The 23,498-nt window shown below is 47.6% G+C and carries 25 protein-coding genes; 8 read left to right on the top strand and 17 right to left on the bottom strand.

Annotated elements, in window-relative coordinates; all coding sequences use genetic code 11:
• Positions 1–79: 79 nt before the first annotated feature.
• The 3 genes from dhaM to dhaK are packed head-to-tail and all read right to left on the bottom strand — an operon-like array spanning position 80 to position 2,027.
• Positions 80–445: a dihydroxyacetone kinase phosphoryl donor subunit DhaM gene (gene dhaM, locus KNQ04_RS05885; protein ID WP_214848016.1), complete on the bottom strand. Its 366-nt coding sequence runs from the start codon at positions 443–445 to the stop codon at positions 80–82.
• Positions 438–1,040, bottom strand: a complete 603-nt coding sequence (dhaL, locus tag KNQ04_RS05880; RefSeq protein WP_214848015.1) for a dihydroxyacetone kinase subunit DhaL — start codon at positions 1,038–1,040, stop codon at positions 438–440. Before dhaL ends, dhaM begins: the two co-directional genes overlap by 8 nt.
• An 18-nt stretch (positions 1,041–1,058) precedes the next feature.
• Complete coding sequence (gene dhaK, locus KNQ04_RS05875) at positions 1,059–2,027, bottom strand: dihydroxyacetone kinase subunit DhaK (protein ID WP_214848014.1); 969 nt, start codon at positions 2,025–2,027, stop codon at positions 1,059–1,061.
• Positions 2,028–2,193: 166 nt separating this feature from the next.
• On the opposite strand from dhaK, the gene KNQ04_RS05870 reads away from it, so the two are divergent.
• The 3 genes from KNQ04_RS05870 (at position 2,194) to KNQ04_RS05860 (ending at position 3,464) form a co-directional block, all read left to right on the top strand.
• Positions 2,194–2,895 carry an AzlC family ABC transporter permease gene (locus KNQ04_RS05870; RefSeq protein ID WP_214848013.1) on the top strand — a complete coding sequence of 234 codons (702 nt, stop codon included), beginning with the start codon at positions 2,194–2,196 and terminating at the stop codon, positions 2,893–2,895.
• Positions 2,874–3,200 (top strand): AzlD domain-containing protein, encoded by a 327-nt coding sequence (locus KNQ04_RS05865; RefSeq protein WP_214848011.1) that lies wholly within the window; start codon positions 2,874–2,876, stop codon positions 3,198–3,200. Before KNQ04_RS05870 ends, KNQ04_RS05865 begins: the two co-directional genes overlap by 22 nt.
• A gap of 87 nt (positions 3,201–3,287) precedes the next feature.
• The gene (locus tag KNQ04_RS05860) at positions 3,288–3,464 is read left to right on the top strand and encodes a hypothetical protein (protein WP_214848009.1); all 177 of its coding nucleotides are present in this window, start codon (positions 3,288–3,290) and stop codon (positions 3,462–3,464) included.
• A 49-nt stretch (positions 3,465–3,513) separates the two neighbouring features.
• Here the strand turns inward: KNQ04_RS05860 and KNQ04_RS05855 are convergent, their stop codons facing one another.
• From KNQ04_RS05855 to hflX, 7 genes are all read right to left on the bottom strand, one after another.
• Positions 3,514–3,789, bottom strand: coding sequence for a GNAT family N-acetyltransferase (locus KNQ04_RS05855; RefSeq protein ID WP_214848007.1), 276 nt, complete (start codon positions 3,787–3,789; stop codon positions 3,514–3,516).
• Positions 3,764–4,000: a (4Fe-4S)-binding protein gene (locus KNQ04_RS05850; RefSeq protein ID WP_214848004.1), complete on the bottom strand. Its 237-nt coding sequence runs from the start codon at positions 3,998–4,000 to the stop codon at positions 3,764–3,766. Before KNQ04_RS05850 ends, KNQ04_RS05855 begins: the two co-directional genes overlap by 26 nt.
• Before the next feature lie 99 nt (positions 4,001–4,099).
• Entirely contained in the window at positions 4,100–4,909 is an 810-nt protein-coding gene (locus tag KNQ04_RS05845) for a DUF7225 domain-containing protein (RefSeq protein WP_214848002.1), read from the bottom strand.
• Between the two features lie 99 nt (positions 4,910–5,008).
• A complete protein-coding gene (gene glnA / locus KNQ04_RS05840; protein WP_214848000.1) occupies positions 5,009–6,352 on the bottom strand; it encodes a type I glutamate--ammonia ligase in 1,344 nt (447 codons plus the stop codon).
• Between the two features lie 49 nt (positions 6,353–6,401).
• Positions 6,402–6,800 (bottom strand): MerR family transcriptional regulator, encoded by a 399-nt coding sequence (locus tag KNQ04_RS05835; RefSeq protein WP_214847999.1) that lies wholly within the window; start codon positions 6,798–6,800, stop codon positions 6,402–6,404.
• A gap of 140 nt (positions 6,801–6,940) precedes the next feature.
• A complete protein-coding gene (locus KNQ04_RS05830) occupies positions 6,941–8,218 on the bottom strand; it encodes a methionine gamma-lyase family protein (protein WP_214847997.1) in 1,278 nt (425 codons plus the stop codon).
• A gap of 2 nt (positions 8,219–8,220) precedes the next feature.
• On the bottom strand, positions 8,221–9,462 hold the full coding sequence (gene hflX / locus KNQ04_RS05825; RefSeq protein WP_214847995.1) for a GTPase HflX: 1,242 nt from the start codon (positions 9,460–9,462) through the stop codon (positions 8,221–8,223).
• A 134-nt stretch (positions 9,463–9,596) separates the two neighbouring features.
• On the opposite strand from hflX, the gene KNQ04_RS05820 reads away from it, so the two are divergent.
• On the top strand, positions 9,597–10,571 hold the full coding sequence (locus KNQ04_RS05820; protein ID WP_214847993.1) for a tyrosine-type recombinase/integrase: 975 nt from the start codon (positions 9,597–9,599) through the stop codon (positions 10,569–10,571).
• A 94-nt stretch (positions 10,572–10,665) separates the two neighbouring features.
• On the opposite strand, the gene hfq is transcribed toward KNQ04_RS05820, so the two are convergent.
• The 4 genes from hfq to KNQ04_RS05800 all read right to left on the bottom strand — a co-directional run bounded on the left by hfq (position 10,666) and on the right by KNQ04_RS05800 (position 14,273).
• Positions 10,666–10,914 carry an RNA chaperone Hfq gene (gene hfq / locus KNQ04_RS05815; protein WP_029333264.1) on the bottom strand — a complete coding sequence of 83 codons (249 nt, stop codon included), beginning with the start codon at positions 10,912–10,914 and terminating at the stop codon, positions 10,666–10,668.
• Between the two features lie 22 nt (positions 10,915–10,936).
• A complete protein-coding gene (miaA, locus tag KNQ04_RS05810; RefSeq protein WP_214847991.1) occupies positions 10,937–11,887 on the bottom strand; it encodes a tRNA (adenosine(37)-N6)-dimethylallyltransferase MiaA in 951 nt (316 codons plus the stop codon).
• A 474-nt stretch (positions 11,888–12,361) separates the two neighbouring features.
• Positions 12,362–13,360, bottom strand: a complete 999-nt coding sequence (locus KNQ04_RS05805; protein WP_214847989.1) for an ABC transporter permease — start codon at positions 13,358–13,360, stop codon at positions 12,362–12,364.
• Positions 13,353–14,273, bottom strand: a complete 921-nt coding sequence (locus KNQ04_RS05800; RefSeq protein ID WP_214847987.1) for an ABC transporter ATP-binding protein — start codon at positions 14,271–14,273, stop codon at positions 13,353–13,355. Before KNQ04_RS05800 ends, KNQ04_RS05805 begins: the two co-directional genes overlap by 8 nt.
• 126 nt (positions 14,274–14,399) lie before the next feature.
• Between KNQ04_RS05800 and KNQ04_RS05795 the strand changes: the two genes are divergently transcribed.
• Positions 14,400–15,164: an SGNH/GDSL hydrolase family protein gene (locus KNQ04_RS05795; protein ID WP_214847985.1), complete on the top strand. Its 765-nt coding sequence runs from the start codon at positions 14,400–14,402 to the stop codon at positions 15,162–15,164.
• A gap of 43 nt (positions 15,165–15,207) precedes the next feature.
• On the opposite strand, the gene KNQ04_RS05790 is transcribed toward KNQ04_RS05795, so the two are convergent.
• Positions 15,208–15,564 (bottom strand): DoxX family protein, encoded by a 357-nt coding sequence (locus KNQ04_RS05790; RefSeq protein ID WP_214847983.1) that lies wholly within the window; start codon positions 15,562–15,564, stop codon positions 15,208–15,210.
• 194 nt (positions 15,565–15,758) lie between these two features.
• On the opposite strand from KNQ04_RS05790, the gene KNQ04_RS05785 reads away from it, so the two are divergent.
• The gene (locus KNQ04_RS05785; RefSeq protein WP_214847981.1) at positions 15,759–16,889 is read left to right on the top strand and encodes a S1C family serine protease; all 1,131 of its coding nucleotides are present in this window, start codon (positions 15,759–15,761) and stop codon (positions 16,887–16,889) included.
• 77 nt (positions 16,890–16,966) lie between these two features.
• Entirely contained in the window at positions 16,967–18,214 is a 1,248-nt protein-coding gene (locus KNQ04_RS05780; RefSeq protein ID WP_214847980.1) for a lysine N(6)-hydroxylase/L-ornithine N(5)-oxygenase family protein, read from the top strand.
• 730 nt (positions 18,215–18,944) lie between these two features.
• Here the strand turns inward: KNQ04_RS05780 and KNQ04_RS05775 are convergent.
• Together KNQ04_RS05775 and KNQ04_RS05770 are read right to left on the bottom strand one after the other, a co-directional pair.
• Positions 18,945–19,805: a DUF4003 family protein gene (locus KNQ04_RS05775; RefSeq protein WP_214847979.1), complete on the bottom strand. Its 861-nt coding sequence runs from the start codon at positions 19,803–19,805 to the stop codon at positions 18,945–18,947.
• 156 nt (positions 19,806–19,961) lie between these two features.
• Positions 19,962–21,674 (bottom strand): ABC transporter ATP-binding protein, encoded by a 1,713-nt coding sequence (locus tag KNQ04_RS05770; protein ID WP_214847978.1) that lies wholly within the window; start codon positions 21,672–21,674, stop codon positions 19,962–19,964.
• Positions 21,675–21,879: 205 nt separating this feature from the next.
• Between KNQ04_RS05770 and KNQ04_RS05765 the strand changes: the two genes are divergently transcribed.
• The gene (locus KNQ04_RS05765) at positions 21,880–23,313 is read left to right on the top strand and encodes a C40 family peptidase (RefSeq protein WP_214847977.1); all 1,434 of its coding nucleotides are present in this window, start codon (positions 21,880–21,882) and stop codon (positions 23,311–23,313) included.
• Positions 23,314–23,498: the final 185 nt, after the last annotated feature.

The following is a 23,498-nucleotide window of genomic DNA, read 5'->3' as shown; positions in this document are numbered from 1 at the left end:
TACATCCTAAAAAAAACTCCCTTCCTAGCGCACAGGTGGCGACCTGGCCTAGAAGGGAGACGAATGTCATCCGAATCGTTTAGGCAAATTCCTTTTTTAATCCGTCAACGACTTCAGTCAGTGACTTCGATTGACCACTTAACACAGCCGCGAGGAACGCACCTTCGACGAGTGGTGATTCGACAAACTGGATTGTTCTGTCACCACTATACAGTTCAAGGGCCAACTCTGCATTCATTGTCGCAGAACCGATATCCGTCAAAACTAATCCATCATCATTTAGTTGGTCAAAGGATGCTTCGATTCGCGAAGCATCTGTCCCGATACTTCCATCCTCTAAACCGGCTGCTAGAAGGATTGGCGTATCCGGTGCCATTTCAGCGAGCAATTCCTTTAAGCCGGTCGCTAGTTTTTCACTGTGCGAAACGAGAATTAAATTAACCATGCAGCACCTCCACGATTTCTTGAAGTAAGAGTGCACTTGAGAGTGCTCCAGGGTCTTGCACACCGACTGTCGCCTCTCCGAAATACGAAGCACGCCCTTTCGTCGCGACCCGTTCTTTCGTATCACGGAGCGCTTGCTCGATTGCCGCTTTTAAATCGGCCTCTTGGCTTAACGCTTCATGGAACGGTGTCCAAATGTCGACCATCGTCTTTTGACCAAATTCAGACTTTCCGCGCATCTTGATTCCTTCCGTCGCTTCGATAAAGGCTTGTGCCAATTCTTGACCCTCAACCTCTTTTTTCCCTTTGAAGGCTCCAGCGAACTTGACGAACGCTGTTCCATATAACGGACCAGACGCCCCACCGACTGTCTTAATCAGTGTCATGCCGACCTGTTTCGACAAATCACCTAAATCTTCATACGCACCGTGTGTTTCCAGTTCTTTTTGGACGGCTTGAAAACCACGTGACATGTTGATTCCATGGTCACCATCACCGATTTCACGGTCAAGATCCGTTAACTCATCTTTATGTGCTTCGATTTGTGCCGCTGCTTTTACTAAACTTTCTCGAAACTGTTCTGTCGTTAACTTCATTACAATCCACCTCTTCTATTAAAATCCGATTGCATTCGTTTTCGCGTCAAGATAACCGACGAGTTCGTCGTCAACTGGTAAGAGTGTAATCGAGAAGCCGTGCATCTCAAGCGATGTCATGTAGTTTCCAACATACGGACGGACGATATCATACCCTTTTGCTTTTAATTGCTCTGCCACATATTTATACGTGATATAGAGTTCAGATACCGGCGTTCCACCCATACCATTGACCATCACCGCTACTTTTTTATCCGTCACTTCTGCTGTCAACCGGTCGAGCAGTTCCGTGACGATGGCTTCGACGGACGCAACCGGTTTACGATCAATCCCTTTTTCTCCATGTATCCCAATTCCGATTTCCATTTCATCCTCATGTAAATCGAAGCCTGGTTTTCCGCTTTCCGGCATATAACACGGTGAAAGCGCCATCCCGATTGAACGAACACTTCCGATGACTTTCTCAGCAAGTGCTTTGACTTCAGCGAGCGACTTACCTTCTGCTGCCGCTGCCCCCGCGATTTTATGGACAAAAACTGTTCCTGCGACACCACGCCGATCTTCCTCTTTTTTGATCGCAATGTCATCGTTGACGACGACCGTTTCCACTTCAATATCTTCAAGTTCCGCGAGTTCCTTCGCCATATCAAAGTTCATCACGTCACCGGAATAGTTTTTTACGACGAGAAGAACCCCTTTTCCGCCATCTGCTGCTTTAATCCCTTCAAGGACCATATCTGGTGTTGGCGATGTGAAGACTTCCCCACAGACCGCTGCCGCTAACATGCCGTCACCAATGAAACCGGCGTGGGCTGGTTCATGTCCACTTCCCCCACCGGAAACAAGCGCCACTTTTCCGTTCAGCTGTTCTTTTCGTTTTACGACATTCACGCCGTCGACTTTCGCATATAAATCCGGATGAGCTAAAACGAGACCTTCCACCATATCTGATACGAATCGGTTGGCATCTTGCATTAATTTATCCATCTTGAACGCTCCTTCGTCTAACGAATTTTTGCACTACCACTTAGTCTTTACCACCAATCAAGCGGACTTATGTCAAGAAAACATATGAAAATATTGACCACTTAGTGTCTATTTTCCAGCGCGGATGCTATGCTCAACGTACATGTCAAAAAGGAGGGAACGTTTCATGCCATCGTCTTTCCAAGCAGGCGTCAAAGCCTGTTTACCAACCGTTCTCGGTTATCTCGGCATCGGTTTTTCAGCCGGAATCGTCGGGCGGGCAGCCGGTCTTAGCCCCCTTGAAATCGGTGCTATGTCAATCCTCATCTATGCAGGGGCCGCCCAGTTCATCATCACGAGCCTGTTGCTATTGAACAGCCCGTTTTCCGCGATCATCCTGACGACGTTTATCGTCAATCTCAGGCACTTATTGATGAGTCTGACGCTTGCACCACATGTTGAGACCCGGCACATCCGTGACCGGATCGGCGTCGGGACATTACTGACCGATGAGTCATTTGCCGTTGCAATGAATGCTGCTCAAAAGAGCAAACTCTCTCCGTCATTCATGCATGGCTTGAACTTGACTGCATACCTTAGCTGGATTGTCGCAACTGTTCTCGGCGCACTCGTCGGCAGTTGGTTTCCTGATCCCGAGCGCTTCGGACTTGATTTTGCCTTGACTGCGATGTTCATCGGCTTATTGTACTTGCAGTTCGAAGGAGAACGTTCTCGTATTGCCGTAAACAGCTACCTCCTACTAATTGTCATGCTTTTGCTTTACATCACCATGCGCTACTTTTCTCCAGAAGTCGCTGTTCTTTGCGCGACGCTCGGTGGTGCAAGTATAGGAGTCGTGATCACACGATGGAAATCCGTACAGAATTAATTGGTCTCTTTTTAGCTTGTGGACTCGTCACTTGGATTCCACGCATTTTACCGTTTCTTGTCCTTCACGGACTGACATTACCACGTCTTGTCACGGAATGGCTCTCGTTCATTCCGGTCTGCCTCCTTGGCGCCCTCTTCTTTCAAAATCTACTCATCGCGCAAGACGACGCGTTTCCGACGATTTCGACGCTTCATGTCTTCGCAGCACTACCGACGATGGCTGTGGCAATTTTCAGCAAAAGTCTATCCTGGACGGTCATCACCGGTGTCCTGACGATGGCGTTTCTACGATTATATCTATAAGTACCTCATCCATCTTTAACATGTTTCGGTGAATCGCTCGTGCTATCCTTAAAATAGAAATATATGAATAGTGAAGGAGTTTTTAATATGCCGAATAAGCAGTTCTTGCTCTACTTGATATTGCTGTGCGCGATTTTTCTGATCGCGAGTCAAATGGATCTACCTTATATGCTAAAACAAGGACTGGTCGTGCTGTACGTCGTCGCTTATTTTGGCGCGATGGTTGTTTCTCACAAAATGAAAATCCGGGCTCAAAAACAATAACTCGAAAAAATCTCCTCCCATCACTTAAGACGGAAGGAGATTTTTGTGTTCACGCATTCGCTTGTACATCCCGATAGGAAGGTTGTTGTTCAAACTCTTTTTTCGCAAACGGACATAACGGTAACAGCTTGACGTCAACTTCTCGCGCCCAGTCGACGATGGCCGCGACGAGCTTTTCGCCAATTTGCTGGTTTCGGTGTTTCGGGTCGACATACGTATGGTCAATGATCCACATGCCGTTGTTCGTGTCGCTGTAAGTGATTTCCCCAATCACCGTACCGTCTTGATGCGCTTCAATTTTACGTTCTGCTCGTTTCAGTTCCATTTGCTTCCCTCCGTTCATAAGATAAGGCGCCACTCGGACAACCGTCGACGACCCGCATGACGTCTTCGACCGGTGCCCCGTCCGCTTCAATCCAAGGGCGTTTCTTGACATCAAAGACGCTCGGCAGATTCTTGACGCAGTGACCGGAATGAATGCACACTTCTGGATCAAAATAGACCGTGATTTCTTTGCCCTCATATGCTTTCTTCATATGAAACGCCTCCTTTTGTACACTTCTTATTCCCTAAAAGAGTACTCTAGACCCATCACGAAACAAAAAAAACTCAGGTTTCAAAAATATAATTTCGTATCAACCGATATCCCCATCATGTAATTTCTTCATCGTGGCTTTTAAAAGAGCGATACTTATTTCCAACCGATTATTATACATTCGACCATTAGGTAATTGTTCTTTCGGTGCATAAAACAATATTTTAAAATCACCATCAAAATATTGTACGACAAAAATGTCATCGAACTCACTTAAAGTATTGATATTCAATGAAACAAATCCACTCTGCTGTGCCGTCGTCTTTACACTAATACGTCTATTATTGCTCACCACATCAAATCCATGTTGATTCGTAACATGGGCCAATTGCCCTTTCGTATGTATTGCGCAAAAAAATTCTCCAATCCTCCCAATTAAGTGACGTAGTTCAGTAGGAGCACAACCAAGGACTGTCATTTCAAATTTTAAGATTTCCATGTATTCTTCGAATAATTTTATTAACTGGTCGTCCGCTATTTTCTTTTCATTTTCAAGTAATTCACTGCTTGAATTCGATGATAGAGAGGCTTGCCCATCTACCCAGGATCCTACTACTTGATCCGCTGCTAATATTTTAGAATAAGCATAAATAAATCCACTGTACGGAGCATTTTCACCAATATATTTATACATACCCCGATTTAAATAGATAAATAAATGGTTTTTAAAAGTAATCCCTTTATTTAAGCGGTTATAACAATAATCAGACAAAATAATGCTATTCGGATTCGTTCCATATTTTTCAAATAACTCTTTTTTCAATTCATCTGGAGATATCAGTTCATTTTTTCTTTTTATTAACGTTTGCTTAAGCTGTTCATAAATTGAAACCGATTTTGTTTTGTTCATTTTGCTCTCCTCACTTAAATCTGTATATGAAAAAAAAGAGCAAAAGAGAGAAACACGTCACCGCATTTTACTCTCTTTTGCCCAATCGTTTAATTCATTTTAGAACAAGACCATGTACTGATCGCGTTCCCATTCCGTAACTTGCGTCCGGAACATATCCCACTCGATTTCTTTAAGCTCAACGAAGTGTTCCGCGATGTGATCGCCAAGTGCGTGCATGACGACGTCATCCGCTTTGAGTACTTCGAGTGCGTGGCTGAGTGTTGATGGTAAGTCATCGATGCCGTTCGCAACACGTTCTGGTTTGTCCATGACGTAGATGTTACGGTCGATTGGTGCTGGTGCTTGCAAGTTGTTTTTGATTCCGTCAAGACCTGACGCAAGCAATGTCGCAAGTGCGAGGTACGGGTTAGCTGCCGGGTCAACCGAACGAACTTCGATACGCGTCGAGAGTCCACGTGCAGCAGGAACTCGGACGAGTGGTGAACGGTTACGGGCAGACCATGCGACGTAGCAAGGTGCTTCATAACCAGGAACAAGACGTTTGTACGAGTTGACTGTTGGGTTACAAACCGCTGTGAAGGCACGGGCGTGCTTCAAGATACCTGCCGTGAAGGCGCGGGCATCGTCAGATAGTTGCATCGTTCCATCTTCTTCGAAGAAGACGTTTTGGTCTCCTTTAAAGAGGGACATGTTCGCGTGCATTCCTGAACCGTTGACACCGAAGAGTGGTTTCGGCATGAATGTCGCGTGTAAGTTATGTTTCGCAGCAATTGTCTTAACGACGAGTTTAAATGTTTGGATGTTATCCGCAGTCGTGATCGCATCCGCGTATTTAAAGTCGATTTCGTGTTGACCTGGTGCGACTTCGTGGTGTGATGCTTCGATTTCAAAGCCCATGTTTTCAAGCTCGATGACGATTTCTTTACGGCAGTTTTCACCGAGATCGACTGGAGCGAGATCGAAGTATCCACCTTGGTCGTTTAATTCAAGTGTCGGGCGACCGTTCGCATCCTTCTTGAAGAGGAAGAATTCTGGTTCTGGTCCGACGTTGAATGAAGAGAAACCAAGCTCTTCCATTTCTTTAAGTACTCGTTTCAATTGACCACGTGGATCGCCTGAGAACGATGTGCCATCCGGATTGTGAATGTCACAAATGAGACGTGCGACTTTACCTGTTCCATCTTCTGTCCATGGGAAGACGACCCATGTATTTAAGTCTGGGAAGAGATACATATCTGATTCTTCGATCCGGACGAATCCTTCAATCGATGAACCATCGAACATCATCTTGTTATCAAGTGCTTTCTCCAATTGGCTGACTGGAATTTCAACGTTCTTGATTGTACCGAGGATATCCGTGAATTGTAGACGGATAAAGCGTACGTCCTCAGCTTTAGCGATTTTCATAATGTCTTCTCGTGTAATGTTGCGGCGTGTCATGTAACAGTTCCCCTCTCCGATTCTGTTTTTCATATATGGTAACAAGTGCTCACTTGAAGAAACGCCCGAGCTCACCTTGGATGAGCGACGTCTTTCCAGGTCGACCTGCTTCCTTCAATTCGTTTTTCAGGAGTTTATATAACTCTCCATCGGATAGTTCCGGACGTGTCTTGACGACCGTTTCCGCAACGCGTTCGCGTTTGACGAGATCATTGTCAAAAATCATCTTAATCCCTGCGATATTCAGTCCCTGATCCAAATATTCCTTGATCGACAGTAAACGATCCACATCGTTAAACGAATAGAGGCGACGTTTCGTCTCTGTCCGTTCCGGTTTGATCAGTCCCTGTTCTTCATAGTAACGGATCTGCCGGGCAGATAACGCGGTCAACTCTTGAACGACTCCGATCGGAAATAGTGGCTTGGACTGTCGTGATACGTCTGCCATGTCGTTCCTCCTTTTTCCTTACTCCATGAGAATAAACCTCTGTAAGGCAAGTTGTCAAGCGATGTCAGAAAAGTTAACACAACTTTTCTACAAGTCAGACAACCTGTCATGCAAAGGTCTTTTCACAGTTTGTAATTATTTTAAACCCGTTCTTTTGGGATTAATTGTTTTTCCATCAACTGATTGACGGCAGAGATGATGGCGATTTTGACATGGCTATATGTCAAACCACCTTGGACGTATGCCGTATACGGTGCACGGATCGGTCCGTCGGCCGACAGTTCGATTGACGACCCTTGGATGAACGTCCCCGCTGCCATGATGACATCATCCGCATATCCCGGCATATAATCCGGAATCGGTAAGGCATGGGCATTGACCGGTGACGCCGCTTGGATCGCCTGACAAAAGGCGATCATCGGTTCCGGGGCATGGAACGAGACTGATTGAATCAGGTCTGTCCGTTCTGCTGCGTAATGCGGAGCCGTATCGAACCCGAACTGCTCCATCATGCTCGACGTAAACATCGCCCCCATCAACGCCTGGCTGACCGTGTGTGGCGCCATGTAGAACCCTTGATACATGTCTTGGAGCGAGTAGAGCGACGGGCCCGCTTCTGCACCAATACCGGGAGTCGTCATCCGGAACGATGCCCGTTCAATCAAGTCCGTCCGGCCGACGAGGTAACCGCCTGTTTTCGCGAGACCACCACCCGGATTTTTAATCAGTGAGCCTGCCATCAAATCAGCCCCGACATGGGTCGGTTCCATCGTCTCGACGAACTCACCGTAACAGTTGTCGACAAAGACGATGACGTCCGGATGCACGGCTTTAATCGCCGCAATCGCCTGACCAATCTCTTCGACCGGTAAACTGCGCCGTGTCGCGTAGCCTTTCGACCGCTGAATCCCGATGACTTTCGTCTTGCTTGTGATCCGGCCAAGAACGGCATCGATATCAATCGTCTCCGCCTGTTTCATCTCGACGACGTCATAGGTGACACCGAGCTCTTTCAGGGAGCCGCGTCCGTCGCCGCGGATTCCGACGATTTCCTCTAACGTGTCGTACGGTTTGCCCGTGACATAAAGCAATTCATCGCCCGGCAAAAGTAAACCGAACAAGGCGATGCCGATTGCATGGGTCCCACTGATGATTTGGGCGCGACAAAGTCCGGCTTCTGCACCAAAGACGTCGGCATAAATCCGTTCGAGCGTATCGCGCCCTTCATCGTTATAGCCGTAACCCGTCGACGGCATGAAGTGGAAATCGCTGACTTTATGTTTCCGGAACGCGTTCAAGACGCGGAATTGATTGTATTCCGCGATCTCCTGCGCCCGTTTGATTCCGGGAGCGATCCGCATTTCCGCCGTCTCAACGAAGGGACGGATTGTTTCATAATGCGTTAATTCTGTAAACATGCTTACACCTCGTATTGTTTCAATGTCGAGTAGAGACGCGTGTCTTTACGCAAATACCCTTTGAGCGTGACCGATCCATCCTCTTCATATTGTTCTTTTAAGTTCATCATGACTTCTTTTGCCGGATTATAGTGGGCAAATGCCTCGACCGGAATCCGGATTTCGAGATATTCCAAAATCTCACTGATGGCTTGTTCGATCGCCAGCGTCAACCGTTCGATGTCTGCCGGATCGAGTGCTGAAATCAGCAACTTCCCACCTGTGAACAAGTCCGTCAATTGGTCTTTTTTATTGAAGACTTCGAGTTGCGGAATGTCACCTGCTCCGAGCTCATCGAGGACATCGTTCGTCGTCTGCATCTGATTGAGATAGTGTTCACTCGAAGCATCGACGACATGGATGATCAAATCGGCTTCGAGGACCTCTTCCAGTGTCGAGCGGAAGGCAGCAATCAATTTCGTCGGAAGGTCTTGAATGAATCCAACCGTATCCGTCAACAGAATTTGCCCACCTTCTGGTAAATCGAACTGACGTGTCAATGGATCAAGCGTCGCGAACAATTCATTTTTTTCATACGTGTCGGCGTGCGTCAAGCGATTGAAGATCGTCGACTTCCCGGCATTCGTGTACCCGACGAGTGCGATTTGGAACGTCTGATTTTCTTTACGGCGCTCCCGGTAACGTGCCCGGTGTGCGACCGATGTCTCGAGCTGTTTCTTGATTTCATCGACACGGCGACGGATGTGGCGACGGTCGGTCTCAAGTTTCGACTCACCCGGACCACGTGTCCCGATCCCACCGCCGAGACGTGACAGTTGTGTTCCTTGTCCACTGAGACGTGGTAACAAATAACTCATTTGCGCGAGCTCGACTTGCAGTTTCCCTTCCCGTGACTGGGCACGTCCGGCGAAGATATCGAGGATCAATTGCGTCCGGTCAATCAATTTGATTGATTCTGGGTCTTCAAGTGCAATCCGGATGTTCTTCATCTGACCAGGCGTGACTTCCGCATTGAAGATGATTAAATCCGGTTCGAGTTCTTCCGCTAGTGCGACCAATTCCTCGACCTTTCCTTTTCCGATAAACGTACGCCGATCGACTGCTTGCCGTTTTTGATCGAGTCGTCCGACGACGACCCCGTGCGCAGTCGTGACGAGTGCTTCAAGCTCCGCGACCGATTCTGCATAAATATGGTCTGGCACATCGGGGAGCTGACAACCGACGACAATAACGCGTTCTGACATAAAATCATTCCTTTCAAGATAAAGACATTCTGCGTCCCTAATCATACCACACGCCGCTACACGTCTGAACTTTTTTGGACAGGAAACATTCGTTCGGTTTATGATAAGAATACCAAGTTTTAAGGAGGCGGAACATGGCACGCGAACGACTGGATTACACGTTGCCCGAGTTCATCGAACGGTATCTCCTGTATTTGACGGTCAGCGGTCGACAAGACTCAACCGTCCGGCGGTACCGCTATGACTTAATCGAGGTCCACCGCTACATGACGGAAGTCGACCAACCGCTCGAGACGATTGATGATTTTAAAGCGATTTCGCTCGATTCCTGGAAGACATTCATTAATGAATACTTGATTGAGGAAAAACTTTATCAACAAGCGACGGTCGCCCGGATCGTCACCGTCATCAATCAATTGAACTACCAGATCCGTCAATCAAAAGCAAAACTGATCGAGTATGCCCAACCGACCCATGAGCTCGGTCCACACCATGTCGCTTCACAGGAAGAATATGACCAGTTGATCCGGACGAATCAGTCCGACCGCGGTTTGACCGATCACCAGCTCGTCGCCCGTCCCTACCTGATTGACCGCAACGAATTGATTTTACGATTGTTCTACCGGTACGGACTACGCGTTCACCACATCATCGGACTGAAGATGCAAGACCTCAATTTTGCCCAGCAAGAGATGCTCGTCCACGACCGGCTCGGGAACACGTATAAACTACAAATCGAACGCGAGGATCAGGACGTCATGCTCCGTTACTTGAAGACGATCCCGGAACCTGTCCGTCCACGGTATCATACGACTGATCCGTTTTTCGTCGCCTTCGACTTCGCCCGGATGACGTTCCGCTGGCTCTACAGTAAAAATGCGCCGAAACAACTTTCGATCGTCATGATCACGAAAATGATGCGGCAACTCAATGAACGGTCGGATAATAAACGGTTGATCACGCCGTCGATGCTCCGCAACAGCTTTATCCTAAAGACGTATTTCGACGAGATGACGACAAACGACCGCCTGACGAAAACCTGTCTGTATAAAGACGTCTCGTTACGGCGGTATGCGGAAGCCTTTGACGAATTAAACACGTTATTATGAGGCGTAGTCAAAAAAAGATGACACATCACGCGAACGTGACCTGTCATCTAAATGGATTACAATTCGTACAAGACGGCCCCCACGGCCGTCTTGTTTAACGCGATACTTCTTCCGTTTCTTCTTGTTCATATAACGTCACATTCCGTGCCGGCGCGAACGTCGAAATGGCATGTTTATAAATCAGCTGTTGTTTCCCCTCTGATTCTAAGATGACCGTGAAGTTATCAAATGATTTAATTAATCCCCGTAATTGATACCCGCTGATCAAGAAGACGGTTGTTGGAACCGCATCTTTTCGTAATTGATTTAAAAAATAGTCTTGGATGTTGTATGTCGCTTTCATAAGACCCCGTGCCCCCTCTTTTTTATCTGTTTCTGTCTTCAGGCCAGTCCGAGTTAACCGCTTTCAGAAACCCTACTGTTCTATCATAGATAATTTTGAAGTTTTGTTCAAATGAAATCGTTCCCATTTCCACCCACACGCCGTCAAATTGATGCCGAAACCACGTTAATTGCCGTTTTGCGAAGCGGCGGGTGTTGCGTTTGAGCTGTTCGACTGCCGGTTCGAGCGGGGCACCACTTAGGACCGGCATGATTTCCTTATAGCCGATTGCTTGCATCGCTTTCGTATCGGCGTAGCCCGCGTCAACGAGCTCACGGACTTCTTTGACAAGACCTTGTGCGATCATCAGGTCGACCCGTTCATTGATTCGGTCATATAAACGCTCCCGGTCATCCATGTGTAAAACGAATAACAGACTTTCATACAAGCTCGGTTCACTACCGGATGTTTGTGTCTGTCCACTCGTAGCGACTTCAATCGCCCGGACGACCCGTTGCACGTTGTTCGGATGGATTTCTTCCGCCCGCTTCGGATCGAGGTGACGCAAACGGGCATGGAGTGCATCTGCACCTTGCTCCGCTGCAAACTGTTCTAATTCTTGCCGTAATGCTTTATTTTCCGCTTGAGCCGTAAATTGATAATCATACAAAATCGCACGGATGTATAATCCGGTTCCACCGACGATGATCGGTATTTTCCCTCGGCCGGCAATGTCCGCAATCGCTTGCCGCGCAAGCGTCTGAAAACGGGCGACACTCATCTCATCGTTCGGCTCGACGAGATCGAGCATATGATGGGGCACACCTTCCATTTCTTCTTCTGTTACCTTTGCTGATCCGATGTCCATCCCACGATAGACTTGGACGGAGTCACCGGAGATGATTTCCCCATTCAATCGTTTTGCTAATTCTATACCAGTCTTCGTTTTTCCGACCGCAGTCGGACCGACGATGACGATGACAGGTTGCTTCACTTTGCATCACCATTCCTACACTCATCATTTTTGATGTCAGTGTACCATAACGGTTAGAGGCACCGAAATCGTTTTTAGAACGAAAAAAGCGAATTCCCTCATCCCTGAAGGAATTCGCTCCGTTGTTCGATTCTTGCAGTCCGTTAGACCCGACGAATGAAATCGTCATAAATCGCACTAAAGATACACCAGCCGCAAATTACTAGCCCCGTCAACATAATTCCCCAATCCGCCATCCTAGCCCCTCCTCTTTTACCTGTTATCTACCTTTTTACAAATTAAAGCTTCTGTAAACCCATTCGGGCATGTTTGACACCATTTAATGGAATCGCTATGATTAAGATACGATTGGTACGTAGCGCGGAAGCTGACCTGCATCGGCTTTCTATAAGAGGCACTGCCTCTCGATTCCAAGTAACGGGCTCACCTGTTGCGAAAACCCCCTGATCCGTAACCGGATCAGGGGGTTTTTTGTTAATACATATCTTTTTGTGTAAAGTTCCAGAAAGCAATCCCAAGTGTCGCAACTGTCCAACAACCAAGAACTGCCAACGAAAATGGTAAAGTCATCCCGTCAATCGGTGGTGCTTGACCGTCCAAATAATTGATTAATCCAAAGTTGACGTTGACGAGGTATTTAGAACTCGTCCAGCTCGAACCGAGTGTCGTCAACAATGTCCCGGAAATCAAGACTGCCATCATGATCCCAATGCCTGTCGCCGTATTCTTGACGAGCACGGAAATCATCATAGCAATCGTTCCGACGACTGCCGTGACGATCCAGGCAAGACCGACTGCCATCAACAAGTATTCCCACATCGGAATCGTATGGACGAACTCGGTCGAGAACGTTCCGCTCGGTGAGGCTTGGAATCCGGTCAGAATCGGTGCCGTCCAGCCGTCATACCCGAGGACGATGCCGGAAATCGCGTAACAGACGAACGCGGTTAACGCCATCAACATCGACGTGTAGAGTAAAATCGTGATCCATTTCGCCATCAAGATTTTCCAGCGCCGGACCGGCCGTGACAGGAGTGTTTTGATTGTCCCATCATTTTGCTCCCCGCTGACGATGTCCGCCATGATGACGATGATGAAGAGCGGTAAGATTAACGTTAATCCTTGCGAGAAGAAAATTCGGATGAACGTCGGGGCACCCGGATAGTTCGGGTTAATCTCATTATCGAGATAATATTGATTCTGTTTTAAATCGAATTCCAAAAATTGACGGAATTCATCTTGGATGCTACTCGAAGCGAGTCGGTTCTGTGTATCGACGATATCTTGTTGCAATTCGACCCGCCAATCGAGTGTCCCTTGTTTTTTTAATTGTTCTTGAATGTCCCGGTACTGCGCGTACGTAAACATCGAGACAAGTACGACGAGTATGATGGCGACGACAGCGAACCGTTTTTTTGAAGCGATTTTCGTCACTTCATTGCGGACGAGACCTAGCATGTTCGGATTACGCAATATGATCTCCTCCTGTCAGTGTGATGAAGAGATCTTCGAGCGTCTGAACTTTTCGTTCAATCGTCCAGACTTCGACACCGGCTTCGAACAATTGTTTATTTAGCATCGGTGTCTTACTTGAATCCATCAACGTATGGACGGTATTCGCGTCAACGACTTCCGATACTTGGACGTCTGGTGACGCCGCTAAAATTTCATTTGCCTTAAAGGCATCATCGACACGCCAATCAACACCGGGCGCTAGTGACTCGACCAGCTCCTTGACGGTCCCGACCTGGACGATTTTCCCGTAACTCATGATGGCGACCCGATCCGCCAACATCTCAATCTCCGCCAGGATATGGCTCGAAACGAGGACCGATAAGCCGGTCTCATCCACTAACTTCCGGATGAACTGACGTAAATCACGGATTCCCATCGGATCGAGTCCGTTTGTTGGTTCATCGAGTATCAAAACACTTGGACGACCGAGCAACGCTTGGGCAATCCCGAGACGTTGACGCATCCCGAGAGAATAGGTCCGGACTTGATCGTCGACACGTGCCGTCAAATCGACCAAGTCGATGACTTCTTGAATCCGTGCTTCATCGACATCTGGTAACATCCGGGCGAAGACACGCAAATTTTCGCGCCCGCTCAAATATTTATAAAGCTCCGGGTTCTCGACGATGGAACCGATTCGCTCCATCGCTTGGACAAATTGTTTGCGGACATCAAAGTCACAGACCGTGATTTTGCCCGACGTCGGTTTAATCAATCCGACAAGCATCCGAATCGTCGTTGTTTTCCCGGCCCCGTTCGGACCAAGAAAGCCAAAGACTTCACCGGGGAATATTTCGAACGAAATGTTATCAATGATCGTTTTCTTTCCAATCACTTTCGTGACGGACTCTAATTTTACAGTTGGATTCACGTCTCTCACCTCTTATGGTCTATTCTAGCGGAATAATGAATGATTTGACTTGTTTGAGCACTTCAAAACCGCACATTTTGTAAAGTTTTGCTACAATCATCGTAACAGTAAAAGGAGGAACGATTCATGAAACGATATGCTTGGCCATTATTTTTAAGCGTTTCGCTCATCTTGACCGCACTTTTCGGGTATGGATTCGCAAGCGCCTATAACGACGTCGTTAATCCACCAAAACGGGCTGTCTTGACCCCGACAAAAGAAGAACCGATCAAAAAAGGCGGGACGTACGTCGCTTTAGGCGATTCATTGACGCGTGGTGTTGGTGCGTCAAACGGAAATAGTTACGCCGCTCTCGTCGGTCAGGAACTCGTCAAAGAAAATACCGTTGAACGGTTCCAAAACCTTGCCGTCAGTGGTGCCCGGACGGAAGATTTGCTCAAGCAATTGAAACAAAAAGAAGTCCTCCGCTCCCTTCGGCAAGCTAAAGTCATTTCGGTGACGATCGGCGGAAATGATTTATTCAACCGGGGTGAAGGTGTCGCGAACTTCAACGCGAAAAAAACAGCTGCAACCATTACAACTGCTCAATCAAACTTAAACAAGACGTTCAAAATCCTGCGGGCTGAAAATCCCGATGCTGTCATCTTCTATGTCGGACTGTATAATCCTTTCCGAGCAAACGAAAATGGTGAGGCGTTTGACGCTATCGTCCAAAACTGGAATGCTGAATCGCGTCAACTCGGATTAAAATACGATATTGAAGTCATCGACACGTTTAATCTCGTCCGCGACGTCAAACGTGATCTCTCTAGTGATCAGTTCCACCCAAATGATTCGACATATGAACAAATTGCAAAAGCTGCCCTACTCGCTGTCAATAAACGTTTTTAATCTAAAGAAAGCCGCCGAATCGTTTCGACTCGGCGGCTTCATTTCATTTAATACGTTTCGCCAAGGCGATTAAGACCCATTGCAGCGGAAGGCGTGTCCAAAGCGCCCATGCCGGTAATTTCTTACCATTGATCGGTTGCGGATTGACGGCCATGTTGACGTTCGCCGGCAATACGGCGTACAAAAAGCCCGGTAATGTCTTACGTACGATATCGACACCCTTGCCTGTCAACAACATCAAACCGTACAACACTTCGATGATACCCGTCACTTGAACGAAAAACCGTTTGAACGGGATAAAGGATGGCATGATACTGACGAATCCTTTTTCGTTTCGGAAATGACCGACGCCAGCAAATAACAAACCTCCACCATAGATTAACCGTAACACATACTTCATGACTTCCATCTCCTCTATTCCTAAGTAAGAACCAAACTCAGTGTAACGGACGAACTCCGTTTGCTCAACTATCATAAACTGTTGTTCAATTATGGGGAATGATGAGGCATTTCGGTAAAACGTCCGCAATTTCAACTTCCGATTGATTATCTGATACATTAAAGACAGAAATGAAGACGAAAGGAATGATTCATATGGCAGGAAAAACAAAACAACTCTTACCGGGACTGACAGGAGGCATCATCGGTGCCGTCCTGACCGCAACCATCGCGTTTCCGATTTTGATGGATCAGGAGCAACAAATCGCAGACACCCCACTCTCGAACGGGATGCCGAAGCAAATCTCGACGACATCAAATGACCCGGTTACGAACGCTGTCGCCTCCGCCCAAAAATCAGTCGTCACCGTCACGAACTATCAAGCCGGGAACAGCATGACGCAAGCAGAAGCAGCGAGCGGCTCGGGTTCAGGTGTCATTTATAAAAAAACAGATGGAAAAGCATACATCATCACGAACCATCACGTCGTCGACGGAGCGTCAAAACTCGAAGTGACATTAAATGATGGGAAGACATTAAACGCGAAGTTACTCGGTAGCGACGCGACATATGATCTCGCAGTCCTTGAAGTTGACGCAAAAGATGTCCCATCAGTCATCACCGTCGGAAAGTCGGCTGATTTAAAAGCCGGTCAAACCGTTCTTGCGATCGGAAACCCACTTGGCGAGTTCCAAAATTCCGTCACGCGTGGGATAGTCAGTTCGAACGACCGGACGGTGCCTGTCGATACGAATAACGATGGGCAAGATGATTTCAATACGACCGTCATCCAGACCGATGCAGCCATCAACCCAGGGAACTCCGGTGGTGCCTTAATCAACGAACAAGGTCAGCTCGTCGGGATCAACTCGATGAAAATTGCGGAGACCGGCGTCGAAGGGGTTGGCTTTAGCATCCCGATCGATGATGCTTTACCAATCTTAAAACAACTTGAAACGACGGGCGAAGTCAAACATCCGACGCTCGGCGTTGCCTTGCAAGATGTCTCCGCCTTCCCGGCTGGTTATTTGCTCGATCAGGTGAAACTTCCGGAATCTCAAAAAACCGGAGTCGTCATCATGTCGGTCGAACCCAATAGTCCCGCTGCTTCGGCTAAATTAAAAACAGGTGATGTCATCACAAAAATTAACGGGACAACGATTAAAAGTTTCGTCGACATCAAGACTGCATTAATCAAGTCAGATGGCGAAATCACGTTAACCATCATCCGTGACGGTAAAACATCGACCGTTCAAACCACGACGACAACAACCGATCAATTGTAATCGACAACATCAAGACGTTTCAACTGCCTCCCATATCGGGTATTGTTTTAGAACAATATCAATGGGAGGCTTTTTTTATGTATGATTTGATCGGCATCGGGATTGGACCGATGAACTTAGGCTTGAGTGCGCTTGCCCATCCGACACCACTGCGGACATTATTTTTTGATGAAAGCGAACAGTTTTCCTGGCATCCGGGCATGATGATTAAAGACTCGATGATGCAAACCAGTTTTATCTCCGACTTAGTCACACTCGCGGATCCGACGTCTTCTTTTACTTATTTAAACTATTTACGTTCCATCAACCGTTTGCATACATTCTATTTTTATGAGCAACTGTTGATCTCGCGTCAAGAATATAATGCTTACTTGAAATGGGTCGCGTCGCAACTCGACGATTTGTCATTCTCGACGCGTGTGATCGATGTTCAGGATACGGGTGATAGTTATGAAGTGCTTGTCGAAAACGTCTTGACCGGTGAACGGGCGACGTATGAAACACGGAACGTCGTCATCGGCACGGGGGCGAAACCTTCGATTCCTGAGTCTTTTGACTCAAATGTCATCCATAACACACAATACGTGATGGAAAAAGAGCAATTGCTTACGAAACATAAAATTTCCATCGTCGGATCCGGTCAAAGCGCGGCAGAAATTTTCCTCGACTTGTTGACGAGCGACCGCTCACCAGACCTCAATCTCGAATGGATTTCACGTTCAACCATTTTTGAGACACTTGAAACCGGAAAACTCGGTGAAGAAATCTTTTCACCCAGCTACGTCGAATATTTCAATCAGTTGCCACTAAAAACACGCCAAGAAGCCGTCTCGAAATTTGCCCGTTCGCAAAACGGCATCAGTCCCGAGACACTACAATCGATTTATGAGCACCTGTACGATTTGACGAAAGAGCAAAAAGAACGTGTCCAGATTCGTGCCAACCTCGAGGTCGAAAAAATTACGTATGATTCGCAGTTCGAGATTGAAATGCGTCACACGGAACTGAATCAAGCTCGGACGTCAACAGCAGATGCCGTCATCGCGGCGACCGGTTTCTCGCCTGCCCTTCCATCGTTCATCAATCGCTTAAATATCGAATTCGAAGGCGAGCAGGCATGGAAAGTCGATGCGAATTATCGGATCGTCCGCTCCATCGAGTCACCACACCATTTGTATGCAACAACGAACTTAGAGCTTTCGCATGGTCCGGCAGCTGATAATCTCGGGATGTCCGTTTCACGGAACCAGCTGATTCTAAATGATGTCGCCGGGAAAGACCTTTATCCGGTTGAACAGCACGCGACCTTTACGACGTTCAACTAACATACGAACTGACTCGGCCGAGCCTTTTCTCGTGTATCTTAAATACGAATCAGGACGTCATGACCGAAAAGAATACGCACAGAAAACGCCGATGCTTCCACCTGAAAAATGGAAGCATCGGCGTTTTGATTTGTGTACGGGGCGGAACATCCATCCTCGACTTCTACACGCCGTAAAATGTGGTCAGCACATCTCAGCGTGTAGACGAACTCTTATGAAAAGTGAACATGCTAGATCGAGAAGCAATCCGTTCACGCTTTCCTGTCTCGCCTCGTCTTCAAAGCGGCGCGACCGATTGCTTCTCGCGATCTAAAGCGATTCAAGACGGATTGCGCTCTAAGCGCCTGCATGCTTAGACTCCCCTCACGGTATTACTTAAAAAGGGTCACGTTTCGTTGACTCCTACGGGAAAACATGCGTTTTTAACGCACGTTCAGAGGCAGGCAAGACCCTGCTCGTTGTCCGTGAGGATCAATGAGCAATGGCTTGCGCCTCGCCCGAGGAAAGCAACGAAAAAAGACGCTTTTATCTCCCGCTAGCACGTTGTCTACAGTCTGAAGTTTCTCTTTTTTTTAAACATTCCGCCTTGAATCGCTCAAAGCGAAAAGTAACCTTCCACAACCCTGCCGTGAAGTGCGACACCACGACGGCAACCCATGTCGACTCTTTAATTTCCAGAAGAGTTAGCCATTAGCTCGCCTCCACTTCGTCTTGTCCGTAACCCCTTTTTTCAGGCTTTTTTCGTCAATTCGAGCGTCTCGAGCACAAGTAATGTCGATTGCAAACGACTATGTCCCGCTTTCGCCAATAACAGATGAAATGCAAGCAACCAATTGACTTCGTCCGAGAACCGGTTCCGTGACCGCTCCCGATCGACGACCCGTGTGACATAGATCAGGTCGACGCGGTCGCTCGACTGTACAAGGGCAAGTAATGGAAAAAGACGTTTCCATATCCGGATTTCTCGTTTTTCCAACATCTCAATCCAGGTTTCGAGTCGTTGTTTTTGTTGCATTGGATTGCTTGACGCGGCAAGAATTTGTGCCGTAATCAACCGTTCACCCGACGGTTCCATCCATGTCCCGAGCCAGTTTTCATTTGTATCGACATCCTCGATAAAAGACGGACGTAATGCTGTTTGGTCCATCAAGGCGGCCGTAACGACATATTGTTTCGTTAAGTTGAGTCCAGGCCGATTCTCTTGAAACTGTTCCACGAGCGGTAAAGCGTCATTTCCGCGCTGGCGATTCATAAGTTCCCCTAATGCAAAAAACGGGCGGACCGCTTTGTCTTTGATGAAACGCCGTTTGACGTGTTTCTCCGCTTCAATTACTTGTCCGACCAAGCGTTCCGGTTCATCACTATATAATTGGATTTGCGAAATCAAGAGTGGTGTGTATCGACTTTGGAGTGCTGAAAATCGGGTCGTCTTTCGTTTGATGACGTGCCAGACACGGTCATAGGCCGCACGGTCAAAGACGACATCCTGAATCGTATACGACAAGGCAAAAAACCGCCGGAAATCGTGGGACGTCTCTTCACGGAGCATGGTATAGGTTTCATTATAGTTTTCACAAAATAATCCATACATCAAAGCGCCCTCCCTTCGATTCTATTTTCCCCTTTTCCCAACAAATCATTCCCCCACCTTTTATCATCCGGCAGAATCGAACAGACAATCAAATAAAAACCGGACCGTACCTCCCTTTCATACGAACGGGTGAATACGATCCGGATGAGATGTTCATCAGACTCGTTGTTTTTCAAGCAAACGTGAGAAATAACCGCCATTTCCGACTAATTCGTCATGTGTCCCGTCCTCGACGATTCCCTCTTTCGTGACGACCAAAATCCGGTCGGCATTTCGGATCGTCGCGAGCCGGTGGGCGATGATTAACGTCGTCCGATTTTTTGAGAGTTCTGCAAGCGATTCTTGAATGATGGCTTCCGTCTCCGTATCGAGAGCGGACGTCGCTTCATCTAAGATTAGCAATGGTGGATTTTTCAAAAACATCCGGGCGATGGCGAGGCGTTGTTTTTGCCCGCCCGATAACTTCAAGCCACGCTCTCCGATTTGGGTATCGTAGCCATCCGGCAAGTCGGCAATCATCGACCCAAGATGGGCCCGTTCTGCTGCTTCGACAATATCTGCTCGCGTCGCTGTCAAATCGCCATAGGCAATATTTTCAGCAACTGTCCCCGAAAACAAGAACACGTCTTGTTGGACGATTCCGATTTGCTGGCGGAGCGATGCTTTCGTCATCTGGCGGACATCGATTCCGTCAATCGTAATCGCGCCGTCCGTCACATCATAAAAACGTGGAATCAACGAACAAATCGTCGTTTTCCCGGCACCAGATGTTCCGACAAAAGCAATCGTCTGTCCCGGTTCAATCGATAGGTTGATGTTTTGTAAAATCAACCGCTCTGCTTCATAACCGAAACTGACCTCATCGAATCGGATTGCCCCGTGCAGGCGGTCGACGGCAATCGCGTCCGGTGCATCCTTCAACTCATCGTCATGATCAATCATTTCAAGGAAACGTTTAAATCCGGCCATGCCTTTCGGATAAAGCTCAAGTAGTGCCGTAATCTTATCAATCGGTTTCAGCAAAATGTTCATATAGAGGATGAAACCAACGAGTTCGCCGTAACTGAGGCGTCCGTTATAACTTAAATACGCACCGTAGACAAGAACGGCGAGCGTCATCAGCCGCGTCGTCAGGTAAATACCGGACAGACTCGTACTCATGACTTTATAGGCATTAATCTTTGATTGACGGAACGTTGCATTGTCTTGCTCGAACCGTGCGACTTCATGTGCTTCATTCGTAAACGACTGGACGACGCGAATCCCGGAGACGCTGTCCTCGACACGGGAATTGACTTCGGCGATGTTGCCGTACATCTTGTCCCACGAACGGTTCATCCGGATGTTGGCGAAACTGATCAACCAAATCAAGAAGGGAACAGCAATCACCGTGACAAGGGCGAGCGGCGCGTTGATCGTCAGCATGATTGAAAAGGCACCAAGTAACGTCATGACGGCGATGAAAGCATCTTCCGGTCCGTGGTGAGCCAGTTCACCGATATCGAACAAATCATTTGTGATCCGACTCATGATATGCCCCGTTTTCGTGTTATCAAAAAAGCGGAACGACTGCTTCTGAACATGGCCGAACAGCTGCCGGCGCATATCCGTCTCGATGTTGATTCCGAGCTTATGGCCGAAATAGTTGACGACGAACTGCATCAGCGTGCTGATGATGTAAAGTAACAGCAGACCGACACTGACGAGGATGATCCAGTTCAGCTCGCCCTTTGGTAACAAGGAATCGATGAACCACTGGACCGCCAGCGGAAACGCAAGCTCGAGTATACCGACGAACAAGGCGGACGAAAAGTCGAGCCAAAATAAGCGTTTATGCGGTATGTAATATTGATAAAACCGTTTTAACATGTGCAAGTTTCCCTCCTTCATATCCTTAGTGTACAAGAAAATCCCTTTTACTACCCACACGAACATGAACCGGTATTATTTTTTGAAAATCAGGAATAGTTTCTTTCACAAAAAATATATTTTAAAAAAAGGGAAATTAACATTTCATATGACAAAATGGTAACAACGATTATTTCTGAACTTATATGGAAGGGAGCCACGCAACTTGAAAAAGACACTTCTCGCTTTGACGACGATGGCGTTGATCAGTTCAACGACCGCGGTCGAAGCCGCATCGACCAAGTTAACCTTAACCGAAAATGTCAACATCCGAACTGCTGCCACTACTTCCGCCCCAGTCATCACAACATTAAAAAAGGGTACGACCGTGACGGCTGTCAAAAAAGCAGGATCGTGGTACGAAATTCGCTATCAATCGAAAAAGGCTTTCATCACTTCAAGTTATGTCAAAGCAGTAAAATCCAAAAAAGCAACGACTAAACCAACAACTACGACGACTTACATAACGAATACAGCTGGTGTCAACATTCGCGAACAAGCCAATACGACGTCAAAAAAAGTCGGCAAACTGGCCAAGAATGCCATCGTGTCTGTTAAGAAAAAGACAGGTGACTGGTACCAAATCATCTACAACAAAAAAACGGCTTACGTCCATGCCAGCTTAATCACGGCAAAGAAGACGAATGTGACGACAACGTCGAAACCACCGGTGACGAAACCTGTTTCAACCGCCGTCAAAGCGGTGGATACGTCGAAACAATATACCGTCAATGCGAGTGGCGGACTCAATGCACGTCTCGCCGCCTCGACATCGTCTCAAGTCTATAAAACGATTCCGAATAAAACGCTCTTGACGGTGACGGGAACGGTCGACGCCTGGTATCAAATCAAACTTGACGGAAAAGTTCTGTACGTCGCCGCAAGTTATGTTTCAGCATCTGCAAAAGAAACACCGCCTGCGACGAATGGCGTCTCGGTCAACACGGTCGACCAAACAAAAACCTATTCCGTCAATGCACCGACAGGATTGAATGTCCGGACGGCCCCGACGACGTCTTCTCAAATCTTCACCCAAGTCGCACACGGTTCGACCGTCCAAGTCATGGGTGAAACGACCGGTTCAACGGCCGGTTGGTACCAAATCAAAATCGGGACAGGTTACTACTATGTCGCGAAAAGCTATATCACGACCGGAACTGTTGCGACGACGACGCCTGTGACGCCGCCTCCCGTGTCGACTGTTCCCGCTTCAGGCGTCATGGAACGTGCGATTTCAATCGGTCAACAGTATCTCGGGACACCATACGTCTGGGGATCGAGCAGTCCGATCAACGGCGGTTTTGATTGCTCCGGCTTCATCAACTACACGTTGAATACGGCAGGTTATAAAGTCGGACGGACGAACGTCAACGGCTACTGGAACAACGATCTGTATCTCGGTCAAAAACTGTCGAAGTTACGTCAGCCGGCCCGGGGAGATATCATCTTCTTCGAGAATACGTATGCCGCGGGACCGACTCACATCGGAATCATGTTGAACAATGATCAATTCATCCATGCCAATACACCGTCACTCGGCATCAGTCGCCTGTCGGAGAAGTACTGGACACAAAAATTACTGGGCTTTAAAGCCCTCTGATGCAACAGGGTTGACTCAAAAAAGAAGTACTCTTTCACGCTTGCCTCAGGCGAGACATAAGACCCGGTTTCCTGCCCTTAGTGGACAGGAGAGCGGGTCTTTTTTGCCTCTGACAGCGTAAATTATTGCGCTTTTTTTCTGCAGAAGTCGCGTGAAGCAAGCGTAATCCTCGCTTCCTGCCGGGT

The organism is Exiguobacterium sp. s193 (assembly GCF_018618755.1).
Lineage (GTDB): Bacteria > Bacillota > Bacilli > Exiguobacteriales > Exiguobacteriaceae > Exiguobacterium_A.
This window is presented reverse-complemented; position numbering and strand designations above follow the sequence as displayed.

What these genes read in the sequence shown, in the direction of transcription:
- KNQ04_RS05820 (WP_214847993.1), top strand. Translation starts at nt 9,597, where the DNA reads ATGGCACGCGAACGACTGGATTACACGTTGCCCGAGTTCATCGAACGG.
- KNQ04_RS05790 (WP_214847983.1), bottom strand. Translation starts at nt 15,564, where the DNA reads ATGAAGTATGTGTTACGGTTAATCTATGGTGGAGGTTTGTTATTTGCT.
- dhaK (WP_214848014.1), bottom strand. Translation starts at nt 2,027, where the DNA reads ATGGATAAATTAATGCAAGATGCCAACCGATTCGTATCAGATATGGTG.
- KNQ04_RS05860 (WP_214848009.1), top strand. Translation starts at nt 3,288, where the DNA reads ATGCCGAATAAGCAGTTCTTGCTCTACTTGATATTGCTGTGCGCGATT.
- KNQ04_RS05785 (WP_214847981.1), top strand. Translation starts at nt 15,759, where the DNA reads ATGGCAGGAAAAACAAAACAACTCTTACCGGGACTGACAGGAGGCATC.
- KNQ04_RS05850 (WP_214848004.1), bottom strand. Translation starts at nt 4,000, where the DNA reads ATGAAGAAAGCATATGAGGGCAAAGAAATCACGGTCTATTTTGATCCA.
- KNQ04_RS05845 (WP_214848002.1), bottom strand. Translation starts at nt 4,909, where the DNA reads ATGAACAAAACAAAATCGGTTTCAATTTATGAACAGCTTAAGCAAACG.
- KNQ04_RS05780 (WP_214847980.1), top strand. Translation starts at nt 16,967, where the DNA reads ATGTATGATTTGATCGGCATCGGGATTGGACCGATGAACTTAGGCTTG.
- hfq (WP_029333264.1), bottom strand. Translation starts at nt 10,914, where the DNA reads ATGAAAGCGACATACAACATCCAAGACTATTTTTTAAATCAATTACGA.
- KNQ04_RS05830 (WP_214847997.1), bottom strand. Translation starts at nt 8,218, where the DNA reads ATGTTTACAGAATTAACGCATTATGAAACAATCCGTCCCTTCGTTGAG.
- dhaM (WP_214848016.1), bottom strand. Translation starts at nt 445, where the DNA reads ATGGTTAATTTAATTCTCGTTTCGCACAGTGAAAAACTAGCGACCGGC.
- KNQ04_RS05795 (WP_214847985.1), top strand. Translation starts at nt 14,400, where the DNA reads ATGAAACGATATGCTTGGCCATTATTTTTAAGCGTTTCGCTCATCTTG.
- KNQ04_RS05855 (WP_214848007.1), bottom strand. Translation starts at nt 3,789, where the DNA reads ATGGAACTGAAACGAGCAGAACGTAAAATTGAAGCGCATCAAGACGGT.
- KNQ04_RS05835 (WP_214847999.1), bottom strand. Translation starts at nt 6,800, where the DNA reads ATGGCAGACGTATCACGACAGTCCAAGCCACTATTTCCGATCGGAGTC.
- hflX (WP_214847995.1), bottom strand. Translation starts at nt 9,462, where the DNA reads ATGTCAGAACGCGTTATTGTCGTCGGTTGTCAGCTCCCCGATGTGCCA.
- KNQ04_RS05865 (WP_214848011.1), top strand. Translation starts at nt 2,874, where the DNA reads ATGGAAATCCGTACAGAATTAATTGGTCTCTTTTTAGCTTGTGGACTC.
- KNQ04_RS05870 (WP_214848013.1), top strand. Translation starts at nt 2,194, where the DNA reads ATGCCATCGTCTTTCCAAGCAGGCGTCAAAGCCTGTTTACCAACCGTT.
- KNQ04_RS05775 (WP_214847979.1), bottom strand. Translation starts at nt 19,805, where the DNA reads ATGTATGGATTATTTTGTGAAAACTATAATGAAACCTATACCATGCTC.
- dhaL (WP_214848015.1), bottom strand. Translation starts at nt 1,040, where the DNA reads ATGAAGTTAACGACAGAACAGTTTCGAGAAAGTTTAGTAAAAGCAGCG.
- KNQ04_RS05770 (WP_214847978.1), bottom strand. Translation starts at nt 21,674, where the DNA reads ATGTTAAAACGGTTTTATCAATATTACATACCGCATAAACGCTTATTT.
- glnA (WP_214848000.1), bottom strand. Translation starts at nt 6,352, where the DNA reads ATGACACGCCGCAACATTACACGAGAAGACATTATGAAAATCGCTAAA.